Origin of the sequence: Paraburkholderia ginsengiterrae (assembly GCF_001645125.1) — a bacterium.
Taxonomy (GTDB): Bacteria; Pseudomonadota; Gammaproteobacteria; order Burkholderiales; family Burkholderiaceae; genus Paraburkholderia; species Paraburkholderia ginsengiterrae.
Genome location: NZ_LXKA01000379.1, coordinates 1 through 10,647 on the forward strand (window position 1 = coordinate 1; position 10,647 = coordinate 10,647).

9 protein-coding genes and 1 pseudogene are annotated in these 10,647 nt (G+C 64.2%); 6 read left to right on the top strand and 4 right to left on the bottom strand.

Annotated features, from left to right (window positions below; all coding sequences use genetic code 11):
- The 4 genes and pseudogenes from A6V37_RS39745 to A6V37_RS36160 all read right to left on the bottom strand — a co-directional run.
- Nucleotides 1–196, bottom strand: a pseudogene (locus A6V37_RS39745) (molybdopterin molybdotransferase MoeA); the annotation flags it as partial.
- Nucleotides 197–417: 221 nt separating this feature from the next.
- The gene (thrC, locus tag A6V37_RS36150; protein WP_064286880.1) at nt 418–1,869 is read right to left on the bottom strand and encodes a threonine synthase; all 1,452 of its coding nucleotides are present in this window, start codon (nt 1,867–1,869) and stop codon (nt 418–420) included.
- A gap of 8 nt (nt 1,870–1,877) precedes the next feature.
- Nucleotides 1,878–3,209, bottom strand: a complete 1,332-nt coding sequence (locus A6V37_RS36155; RefSeq protein ID WP_064269903.1) for a homoserine dehydrogenase — start codon at nt 3,207–3,209, stop codon at nt 1,878–1,880.
- A 90-nt stretch (nt 3,210–3,299) separates the two neighbouring features.
- Complete coding sequence (locus A6V37_RS36160) at nt 3,300–4,547, bottom strand: pyridoxal phosphate-dependent aminotransferase (protein ID WP_064286881.1); 1,248 nt, start codon at nt 4,545–4,547, stop codon at nt 3,300–3,302.
- Nucleotides 4,548–4,988: 441 nt separating this feature from the next.
- On the opposite strand from A6V37_RS36160, the gene A6V37_RS36165 reads away from it, so the two are divergent.
- The 6 genes from A6V37_RS36165 to A6V37_RS36190 all read left to right on the top strand — a co-directional run.
- On the top strand, nt 4,989–5,363 hold the full coding sequence (locus A6V37_RS36165) for an Mth938-like domain-containing protein (RefSeq protein ID WP_064269901.1): 375 nt from the start codon (nt 4,989–4,991) through the stop codon (nt 5,361–5,363).
- Between the two features lie 207 nt (nt 5,364–5,570).
- Nucleotides 5,571–7,292 carry an ArnT family glycosyltransferase gene (locus tag A6V37_RS36170; protein WP_064269900.1) on the top strand — a complete coding sequence of 574 codons (1,722 nt, stop codon included), beginning with the start codon at nt 5,571–5,573 and terminating at the stop codon, nt 7,290–7,292.
- Nucleotides 7,293–7,317: 25 nt separating this feature from the next.
- A complete protein-coding gene (locus tag A6V37_RS36175) occupies nt 7,318–7,689 on the top strand; it encodes a DMT family transporter (protein ID WP_064269899.1) in 372 nt (123 codons plus the stop codon).
- A 298-nt stretch (nt 7,690–7,987) separates the two neighbouring features.
- Nucleotides 7,988–9,139 (top strand): DegT/DnrJ/EryC1/StrS family aminotransferase, encoded by a 1,152-nt coding sequence (locus A6V37_RS36180; protein WP_064269898.1) that lies wholly within the window; start codon nt 7,988–7,990, stop codon nt 9,137–9,139.
- A gap of 6 nt (nt 9,140–9,145) precedes the next feature.
- On the top strand, nt 9,146–10,189 hold the full coding sequence (locus A6V37_RS36185) for a glycosyltransferase (protein WP_064269897.1): 1,044 nt from the start codon (nt 9,146–9,148) through the stop codon (nt 10,187–10,189).
- Nucleotides 10,186–10,647: formyltransferase family protein (locus tag A6V37_RS36190; RefSeq protein ID WP_279616177.1), on the top strand; the 462-nt coding region annotated here is incomplete at its 3' end. The genes A6V37_RS36185 and A6V37_RS36190, both read left to right, overlap by 4 nt.

The following is a 10,647-nucleotide window of genomic DNA, read 5'->3' on the forward strand; positions in this document are numbered from 1 at the left end:
TCGCGTAGCCGTCCATTGAACTGGTGTTCATCGGCGGGACGTCGAGCGGCGAAGTGACGTCGGCCGAGAGCGTGCGGTTCAGCGCGTCGAGCGTCGGGACCGATTCCGTGCCGGCGATCGGGCGCGCTGCGGCGAGCAGGGTCGCCAAGGCTTCGGCGGTGGCGAGCATCGGCGCGCGGGGCGTAGGTGTGGACATCTCTGGTCTCGAAGCCGCTGGTTAAAAGAATATTGTAGCGGTCGATGGCAGCGTCTTGCGCGGCCAGGCGTTATGGAGGGGTTTTCTGGTTTTTGAGCGCTTGCCGCGGAGGGTCGCGGCAAGCGTCGTGCGGCTTGGCAGGCGTCAAGAGTGTCGATGGTGCAAGGTCGGCGGCGCGCGCCGCCGGTCCATGCTGCGCGGCATCCGGCTCAGTTGCCCGCTCAGTTGCCCGTATTGGCGACGATAAAGTCCTTCACGCGCTGCGCGTCGGGCGGCAGCACTTCGAAACGCTGCGGCAGCGACTCCAGCCCCGAGAACGCGGCCGGCCGCTCAGGTTCGCGCAGCAGCGCTTCGCGGATCGTCTCGCCGAACTTGATCGGCTGCGCCGTCTCCAGCACGATCATCGGAATGCCCGGCTGCAGATGTTCGCGCGCCACCTTCAGGCCGTCGGCCGTGTGCGTGTCGATCATCGTGTCATAGCGCTCGAACACGTCGCGAATCGTGTCCACGCGGGTTTCGTGGTTGCTGCTGCCCGACACGAAACCGAACTCCCGCACGCGCGCGAAGTCGCCGCTCGCCGCGAGGTCGAAACCACCCTTCTCTTCGACGTCGCGGAACAGTTGCAGCACGCGCGCCGGATCGCGGCCCAGCAGGTCGAACACGAAACGCTCGAAGTTCGAAGCCTTCGAAATGTCCATGCTCGGGCTGCTGGTGTGATACGTCTCGGCCGCCTTGCGCACGCGGTAAATACCGGTGCGGAAGAACTCGTCGAGCACGTCGTTTTCATTCGTCGCGACCACCAGCTTCTCGATCGGCAAGCCCATCATGCGCGCGATGTGACCCGCGCACACATTGCCGAAGTTGCCCGACGGCACCGTGAACGACACACGTTCGTCGTTCGACGTGGTCGCCGCAAAATAGCCCTTGAAGTAGTACACGACCTGCGCCACGACGCGCGCCCAGTTGATCGAGTTGACCGTGCCGATCTTGTACTTCGCCTTGAACGCGTGGTCGTTCGACACCGCCTTGACGATGTCCTGGGCGTCGTCGAACACGCCTTCCACAGCGATATTGAAGATGTTCGGGTCTTGCAGGCTGTACATCTGCGCGGTCTGGAACGCGCTCATCTTCTTGTGCGGCGACAGCATGAACACGCGAATGCCCTGCTTGCCACGCATCGCATATTCCGCGGCGCTACCGGTGTCGCCCGAAGTCGCGCCGAGAATGTTCAGCGTTTCGCCATGCCGTGCCAGCGCGTATTCGAACAGATTGCCGATCAACTGCATCGCCATATCTTTGAACGCGAGCGTCGGCCCGTTCGACAGTTCCAGCAGCGAGAGCGGCGCGCCGTTCTCGACACCGAGCGTCTTCAGCGGCGTGATCTGCGCGGCGCTTTCGTCGTCGCGCACGTGGCAGTACGTCTGCGCCGTGTAGGTCTTGCGCGTGATGGCGCGCAGGTCCTCGGCGGGAATGTCGTCGCAGAACTTCGACAGGATTTCGAAGGCGAGATCGGCATACGGCAGCGTGCGCCAGCGCGCCAGTTCGTCGGCGCTGACGCGCGGATATTCCGCCGGCAGGTACAGGCCGCCGTCTTTCGCGAGGCCGCCCAGCAGGATGTCCGAAAAGGTATGGCGCTCGCCGGCTCCGGCGCCGCGCGTGGAAAGATAGTTCATAGTTCTGCCTAGTTCAGCGCTTCCATGCGCAGCTTGGTGACTTGCGAGACGACGGTCTTCAACCCTTCGATCGTCCTGATCGCGGCGTTGACGTTCTTTTCAACCGTCACGTGCGTAATCAGGACGATGTCGGTTTCGCCCTTGCCGTTCGCGTCGACCTGCTCCGATTCCTTCTGCAGCAGCGCGTCGATCGAAATGCCGGTGTCGGCCAGAATACGCGTGATGTCGGCCAGCACGCCGGTCACGTCCGCCACCCGCAGACGCAGGTAGTAACCGCTCGTCACCTCGTCGATCGGCAGGATCGGGGTGCTCGACAGGCTGTCCGGCTGGAACGCCAGATGCGGCACGCGATGCTCCGGATCCGCCGTGTGCAGACGCGTCACGTCGACCAGATCGGCCACCACCGCCGAGGCGGTGGGCTCGGCACCCGCACCCTTGCCGTAGTACAGCGTGGCGCCGACCGCGTCGCCGTGCACGACGACCGCGTTCATCGCGCCTTCCACGTTCGCCAGCAGGCGCTTTTCCGGAATCAGTGTGGGATGCACGCGCAGCTCGATGCCCTTGTCCGTGCGGCGGGAGATGCCGAGCAGCTTGATGCGGTAGCCGAGTTCCTCGGCGTATTTGATGTCGATCGCCGCGAGCTTGCTGATGCCTTCGACGTAAGCGCGGTCGAACTGCACGGGCACGCCGAACGCGATCGCGCTCATGATCGTCACCTTGTGCGCGGCGTCCACGCCTTCGATGTCGAAGGTCGGGTCCGCTTCGGCATAGCCCAGTTCCTGGGCGGCCTTCAGCGCGGTCGCGAAATCGAGCCCGCGGTCGCGCATTTCCGAAAGAATGTAGTTCGTGGTGCCGTTGATGATGCCCGCGATGTACTGGATGCGGTTCGCCGTCAGCCCTTCGCGCAGCGCCTTGATGATCGGAATGCCGCCCGCCACCGCCGCCTCGAACGAGACCATCACGCCGTTGGCGCGCGCCGCTTCGAAAATCTCCGTGCCGTGCACCGCGAGCAGCGCCTTGTTGGCCGTGACCACGTGCTTGCGGTTCTTGATCGCGCGCAGGACGAGATCGCGCGCCACGCCCGTGCCGCCGATCATTTCGGCCACGATATCGATCGAAGGATCGTCGACCATCGCGTTGAAGTCATCGGTCAGCGCCACCGTGCCGGCTTCAGTGCCGAGCGCCGCTGTCGCTTTCGCGGGATTGCGCACGGCGATGCGCGTGATTTCGATGCCGCGGCCCGCGCGGCGTTTGATTTCTTCCTGATTGCGGCGCAGTACCGTGAAGGTGCCGCTGCCTACCGTGCCGAAGCCCAGCAGTCCAACTTTGATCGGTTCCATGCAGCGTGTGTTTTCGAGTAGAGGATTAAAAGGAAACTGGGTGCCGGGGGCGGCGCGGGGTGTCCCAAGCGCCATGCGCCCCATTGTGCGCTAGGCTGTGTGACGCTTGCGGTAGCCGTCGAGGAAACGCGCGATCCGGTTGATCGAGTCCGCGAGGTCGTCCACGTTCGGCAGGAACACGACGCGGAAGTGATCCGGCGTTTTCCAGTTGAAGCCGGTGCCCTGCACGAGCAGCACGCGCTCTTCCAGCAGAAGGTCGAGGATGAACTGCTGGTCGTCCTTGATCGGATACACCTTCGGGTCGAGGCGCGGGAACATGTACAGCGCGGCTTCGGGCTTCACGCAGCTCACGCCGGGAATGGCCGTCAGCATGTCATACGCCAGTTCGCGCTGTTTGTACAGGCGCCCGCTCGGCACGATCAGGTCGTTGATGCTCTGATAGCCGCCGAGCGCGGTCTGGATCGCGTACTGGCCGGGCACGTTCGGGCACAGCCGCATGGAAGCCAGGATGCCGAGGCCCTCGAAGTAATCCTTGGCGTGGCGGCGGTTCTCGCCGGTCAGACCCGAGATGAACATCCAGCCGGCGCGATAGCCGCACGAGCGGTAGCTCTTCGACAGGCTGTTGAAGGTGACGGTGAGCACGTCTTCGGAGATCGCCGCCATCGACGTATGCTTCTTGCCGTCGTAGACGATCTTGTCGTACACCTCGTCGGCGAAGATCACGAGGCCGTGCTGGCGGGCGATCTCTATCAGGCCGAGCAGCAGTTCGTCCGAGTACAGCGCGCCGGTCGGGTTGTTCGGGTTGATGACCACGAGCGCGCGCGTATTCGGCGCGATTTTCGCGCGAATGTCGTCGAGGTCGGGCATCCAGCGATTCGACTCGTCGCAGATGTAGTGCACCGGTGTGCCGCCCGACAGGCTCACGCCGGCGGTCCACAACGGGTAGTCGGGCGCGGGCAGCAGCACTTCGTCGCCGTCGTTCAGGAGGCCCTGCAGCGCCATTACGATCAGCTCGGAGGCGCCGTTGCCGATGTAGATGTCGTCCAGCTCGACGCCGTGCACGCCCTTTTGCTGGGTGTAATGCATGATCGCCTTGCGGGCAGCGAACACCCCTTTGGAATCGGAATAGCCCGACGAGCCCGGCAGGTTCAGGATCATGTCCTGAATGATTTCGTCCGGCGCATCGAAGCCGAACGGCGCGAGATTGCCGATGTTCAGCTTGATGATGCGGTGGCCCTCTTCTTCGAGCCGCTTCGCATGTTCGAGGACGGGCCCGCGAATGTCGTAGCAGACATTCAACAACTTGTTGGATTTGAGAATCGGTTTCACGGCGGGCACTTCATCCTGGGTTGATGGCTTGGGCGAACCGGCTCGCGCAGACAACAAAGCGGGCCGGGCAGGTTCGCCGATACGGGGAATTCGGGCGTGGCACGGCCGGCGACGGCCGGCACACGTGCGCCACACGTGCGGACAAAAAACAGACGAAAAGCGGCCGAAAGCGGTCAGAACCCAGGCGGATAGCCGGTGGGCCGCACCCGTGTTCTCAGCGCGGCTTGTGGCGGCGCATGAGCGGGGGGCGCCGCAAGGCGGCTAAAAAGTTATAATTTAGCGGATTTTGGCCGACTTCCGCAATGCACCAACTGCAACGGCAAGCCTTTTCGGCCGCTTTGCCCCAATCGCCAATCGCGTGCGTCACTCGCGTCAAGGCGCCCTGCTTCCGCGTCACCCGGTCAGGCCGTCAACACGCATGCTGTCTCACGATGACCTCGGAAAACCAATTTGAAATTACATCAGGACTCCAGCGGCGCGCTCAACACCGTCACCGGTTACGGCGCCGACTACGTCGAAATCAATCTGGTGCGCCACTCAGGCAGCCTGCTCGTGCTGCCGGACGCGCCGGTCATCCCCTGGCCTGTTTCCTCGTTCGAACAGCTGAGTTCCGAGCACTTCGCCATGCTGGTCGACGCCGCGCCTGAAGTGGTCATATTCGGCAGCGGCGAGCGCTTGCGCTTTCCGCACCCGCGCCTGACCGCCGTGCTTACGGCCAAGCGCATCGGCGTCGAAACGATGGACTTCAAGGCCGCCTGCCGCACGTACAACATTCTGATGGCCGAGGGCCGCAAGGTCGCGGCCGCGCTGCTGATCGAAGCCTGACGCCGTACCGCATTACCGTCGGACCGCCGGAAGCGTCGGACCGCTGGAAGCGGCCGGTCAGCAAGCGGCCGGGTCGCCTGCGAGCCGCGCGCAGCGTGTCGCGCACGGCCGCCCCCGGATGTCCGCCCCGCATGACCGGCCGCCATTCCTGATAACAGATAACAATGCCTCGCCGTCCCGGCGGCGTGGCCAGAAAGGTTGAAACCCATGAACGAGATGCCGTCGAGGCTGACGCTCAACCGCACCACGATCCTGCTGCTCCTGCTGGCGCTCGCCGTGATCTGGTTCGTGCCGCTTGGCTGGCGCCACCTGCTGCCGAGCGACGAAGGCCGCTACGCCGAAATGGCGCGCGAGATGTTCGTCACCGGCGACTGGATCACGCCGCGCTACAACGGCTACAAGTACTTCGAGAAGCCGCCGCTGCAAACCTGGGCGAATGCGCTTACGTTCGCGTGGTTCGGGATCGGCGAATGGCAGGCGCGGCTCTACACCGCGCTGACCGGCTTTGCCGGCGTGCTGCTGATCGGCTTCACCGGCGCGCGCGTGTTCAACGCGGCGACCGGCGTGTTCGCGGCGCTCGTGCTGGCAACCTCGCCGTACTGGAACCTGATGGGCCACTTCAACACGCTCGACATGGGCCTGTCGTTCTGGATGGAGCTGTCGCTGTGCGCCCTGCTGCTCGCGCAGCGCCCCAACCTGCCGGCCGCCGGCGTGCGTGCCTGGATGTGGGTCTGCTGGGCCTCGATGGCGCTGGCCGTGCTCTCCAAGGGACTCGTCGGCCTGATCCTGCCGGGCGCCGTGCTCGTGCTCTACACGCTGATCGCGCGCGACTGGGCGCTCTGGAAACGCCTGCATCTGATCGGCGGCCTGATCATTTTCTTCGCGATCGTCACGCCGTGGTTCGTGCTGGTGCAGCAGCGCAATCCGGAATTCCTGAACTTCTTCTTCATCGTTCAGCAGTTCAAGCGCTATCTGACGCCCGAGCAGAACCGTCCGGGGCCGTTCTACTACTTCGTGCCGGTGCTGCTGGTGGGCTTTCTGCCGTGGCTCTCGGTCACCGTGCAAAGCCTGCGCCACGCATGGCGCCTGCCGCGCCAGCCGAACGGCTTCGCCCCGGTCACGCTGATGCTGGTCTGGACTGTCTTCATCTTCCTGTTCTTCAGCGCCTCCCACTCGAAGCTGCTGTCCTACACGCTGCCGATCGCCCCGCCGATCGCGCTCATGATCGGCATGTATCTGCCGCTCGTCACGCGCGACCAGCTGCGCCGCCACCTGGCCGGCTACGCGCTCTTTCTCGTCGTCGCCGCATTCATCGCCCTGTTCCTGCCGCGCTTTGGCAGCGCGCGCAATCCGGCCGAGCTGTATGCCGAGTACCGTACCTGGGTGCTGGCGGCGCTCGGCGTCGCCTTCGTGCTGACGCTGGCCGCGCTCTGGCTGAATCGCCGCAGCCGGGCTATCAGCCTGGGCACCGTGGCCAGCTTCGGGGCGGCATGGCTGTTGCTGGGCACGATCGCCGGCACCGGTCACGACGTGTTCGGCCGCCTGAGCTCCGGCGCGCCGCTCGCTCCGGCGATCAAGGCCGAGCTCGCCAAGGTCCCGGCGGATACGCCGTTCTACTCGGTCGGCGTGCTCGACCACACGCTGCCGTTCTATGTCGGCCACACCATGATCATGGTCGAGCATCCCGACGAACTGGCATTCGGCGTGTCCGTCGAACCGCAGAAATGGGTGCCGACGGTCGACGCCTGGAAAGCACGCTGGATGGCCGATCGCTACGCGCTCGCGCTGATCCCGCCGCCGACTTACGACCGCCTCCTCAAGGAAGGCCTGCCGATGCAGGTGATCGCGCGCGACCCGCGCCGGGTGGTGGTCGCCAAGCCGCTCGCCGGGTCCGCCGCGCCGGCGCCCCTGGAAAAATCAGCACAATGACCCCATCTCAGGATCTGACCGTTCGATGAACCCGATTTCCCTCTTTTGCATCCTCGCCGGCGTCTCGTTGAACGCGGGTGCGCAGTTGCTGCTCAAAGCCGGAACAAATGCCGTTGGACACTTTGAATTCACCCGTGCGAACATCCTGCCCATCGCCTTTCGCCTGGCAACGCAGCCGCCCATCATCGGCGGGCTGGCTTGCTATGTGATCAGCGTGGCGGTGTGGATCGTCGGGCTGTCGCGGGTCGACGTGTCGATCGCCTATCCGATGCTGTCGCTCGGTTACGTCGTCAATGCGTTCGCGGCGTGGTATCTGTTCGGCGAAGTGCTGTCCATGCAGAAGCTGATCGGCATCGGCGTCATCCTGATCGGTGTACTGGTGCTGGCGCGCAGCTAGGCGACGCGCCGCCGGCAAAGACTTACCGGACATTTAATCGAACACTTAGCCGAACACTTAGGCAGACACAATTTATTACCGTTTATTGCCCGTACCGGCTTACGGTAGACGCAGGCAGTGAAAGACTTTGCAAGCGAAGCCGTGAGCGAGCGTTCCGGCTGTTTAAGTTAGACGTAAGGTTGTCCACTGTATCCTGCGCGGTTGCGCCCTTTTTGTGCCGCTGCCTTGGCTTTGCGCATAGTGTGTGTTTTACTTCGCGCCCTCCGGGTTGCGCCCCTTTCAATCGAGCGAAGCATTCATGAGCCAGTCAACAGTCCCGTTCCTGCCGTTTGTCAAACCCGAGATCGATGAAGAAACGATTCAGGGCGTCGCCGACGTGCTGCGCTCCGGTTGGATCACCACCGGTCCGCAAAACCAGAAATTCGAAGCGGCGCTGTCCGAGTACTGCGGCGGGCGTCCCGTGCGCACTTTCAACTCCGGCACGGCAACGCTCGAAATCGGGCTGCGCATCGCCGGCGTGGGCCCGGGCGATGAAGTCATCACCACGCCCGCCTCGTGGGTCTCGACCAGCAACGTGATCTATGAAACTGGCGCGACGCCGGTGTTCGCCGACATCGATCCGGTGACCCGCAACATCGACCTCGATCTGCTTGAAAAAGCCATCACGCCGCGCACCAAGGCGCTGATCCCGGTCTTTCTGTCAGGCCTGCCGGTCGATATGGACCGGCTGTACGCAATCGCCCGCGCCCATAAGCTGCGTGTGATCGAAGACGCCGCGCAGGCGTTTGGCTCGACGTGGAAAGGCGAGCGCATCGGCAAGCTCGGCGACATCGTCTCGTTCAGCTTTCACGCCAACAAGAATCTGACCTCCATCGAAGGCGGCGCGCTGGTCCTGAACAACGAGGAGGAAGCGATCCTTGCGCAGAAGTACCGCCTGCAAGGCATTACCCGCACCGGCTTCGACGGCATGGACTGCGATGTGCTCGGCGGCAAGTACAACCTGACGGACGTCGCCGCGCGCGTCGGCCTCGGCCAGATGCCGCACCTCGAGCGCTTTATCGCCCAACGCAAGAAACTGGCGCGCGCGTACTTCGCGGGCTTCGAGGGCGGCGCGGCGGTCAAGCTGGGCATGGGTCTGCCGCTTGCTGACTTCGAAAACAGCAACTGGCACATGTTCCTGATCACGCTGCCGCTCGAGAAACTGTCGATCGACCGCGCCGGCTTCATGGGCGCGCTGAAAGAACGCGGCATCGGCTCGGGCGTGCACTACCCGGCGATTCACCTGTTCTCGCTGTACCGCGCGCGCGGCTTCAAGGAAGGCATGTTCCCGCATGCGGAGCGCTACGGCGCGAGCACCGTCACGTTGCCGCTGTTCACCCTGATGAACGAAGCGGACGTGGAGCGCGTGTGCCGCGCGGTCAATGAAATTTGCGAACAATACGGAAAATAAGCGGAAATGATTCATTCGGAACATCGCGCCGTCGCACCGGAAGTGTCGGTCATCATCCCGGTGTACAACGAGGAAGCCGGTCTGGCTGCGCTGTTCGCGCGCCTCTATCCGGCGCTCGACGCGCTCGGCACCGGTTATGAAGTGATCTTCATCAACGACGGCAGCCGCGACAAATCCGCCGCCCTGCTCGGCGAGCAGTTCCGCGCGCGGCCCGACACGACGCGCGTGATCCTGCTCAACGGCAACTACGGCCAGCACATGGCGATTCTCGCGGGCTTCGAGCAATCGCGCGGCGAGATCGTCATCACGCTCGACGCCGACCTGCAGAACCCGCCGGAAGAAATCGCCAAGCTGGTCAACAAGATGCGCGAAGGCTTCGACTACGTCGGCACGATCCGCCTGCAGCGCCAGGACAGCCTGTGGCGCCGCAAGGCCTCGCGCGCGATGAACCGCCTGCGCGAGCGCATCACCCGCATCAAGATGACCGACCAGGGCTGCATGCTGCGCGCCTACAGCCGGCACATCATCGACACGATCAACCGCTGCGGCGAAATCAACACGTTCATTCCGGCGCTCGCGTACACCTTCGCGCAGAATCCGGTCGAAATCGAAGTCGCGCACGAAGAGCGTTTTGCAGGCGAATCCAAGTACTCGCTGTATTCGCTGATCCGCCTGAACTTCGACCTCGTCACCGGCTTCTCGGTGGTGCCGCTGCAATGGCTGTCGTTCATCGGCGTGATCCTGTCGCTCGGCTCCGCGGCGCTGTTCGTGCTGCTGCTGATTCGGCGCTTCATCATCGGCGCGGAAGTGCAAGGTGTGTTCACGCTGTTCGCCGTGATCTTCTTCCTGCTCGGCGTGATCATTTTCGCGCTCGGGCTGCTCGGCGAATACATCGGCCGGATCTACCAGCAGGTGCGCGCACGTCCGCGCTACCTCGTGCAAACCATTCTCGAACAGCGCGACGGCGCGACCGTGGCCGAAGCGCCGCGCCAGTCGGTCGTACAGGCTGTGCAGGCCGCGCCGCTCGTCGATCAGGGCCCGACTCCATGAAGCCGCGCGCGGTCGTATTCGCCTATCACAACGTCGGCGTGCGCTGCCTGCAGGTGCTGCTCGCGCGCGGCGTGGACGTGGCGCTCGTCGTCACCCACGAAGACAGCCCGACTGAAAACATCTGGTTCGGCAGCGTCGCCACGGTCGCCGCCGAGCACGGCATTCCGGTCGTCACGCCGGCCGATCCGAAGAGTCCCGAGCTGCGCGCCGCGGTGAGCGCCGCGCGCCCGGACTTCATCTTCTCGTTCTACTACCGCCACATGCTGCCGGTCGACCTGCTGGCAATTGCCGCGCGGGGCGCCTACAACATGCACGGCTCGCTGCTGCCGAAATACCGCGGCCGCGTGCCGACCAACTGGGCGGTAATCCACGGCGAAACCGAAACCGGCGCGACGCTGCACGAAATGGCCGCAAAGCCGGATGCCGCCGCGCTCGTCGCGCAAAAGCCGGTGCCGGTT

Coding starts and splice junctions, on each gene's coding strand:
- thrC (WP_064286880.1), bottom strand. CDS start 1,869: ATGAACTATCTTTCCACGCGCGGCGCCGGAGCCGGCGAGCGCCATACC.
- A6V37_RS36155 (WP_064269903.1), bottom strand. CDS start 3,209: ATGGAACCGATCAAAGTTGGACTGCTGGGCTTCGGCACGGTAGGCAGC.
- A6V37_RS36170 (WP_064269900.1), top strand. CDS start 5,571: ATGAACGAGATGCCGTCGAGGCTGACGCTCAACCGCACCACGATCCTG.
- A6V37_RS36175 (WP_064269899.1), top strand. CDS start 7,318: ATGAACCCGATTTCCCTCTTTTGCATCCTCGCCGGCGTCTCGTTGAAC.
- A6V37_RS36180 (WP_064269898.1), top strand. CDS start 7,988: ATGAGCCAGTCAACAGTCCCGTTCCTGCCGTTTGTCAAACCCGAGATC.
- A6V37_RS36185 (WP_064269897.1), top strand. CDS start 9,146: ATGATTCATTCGGAACATCGCGCCGTCGCACCGGAAGTGTCGGTCATC.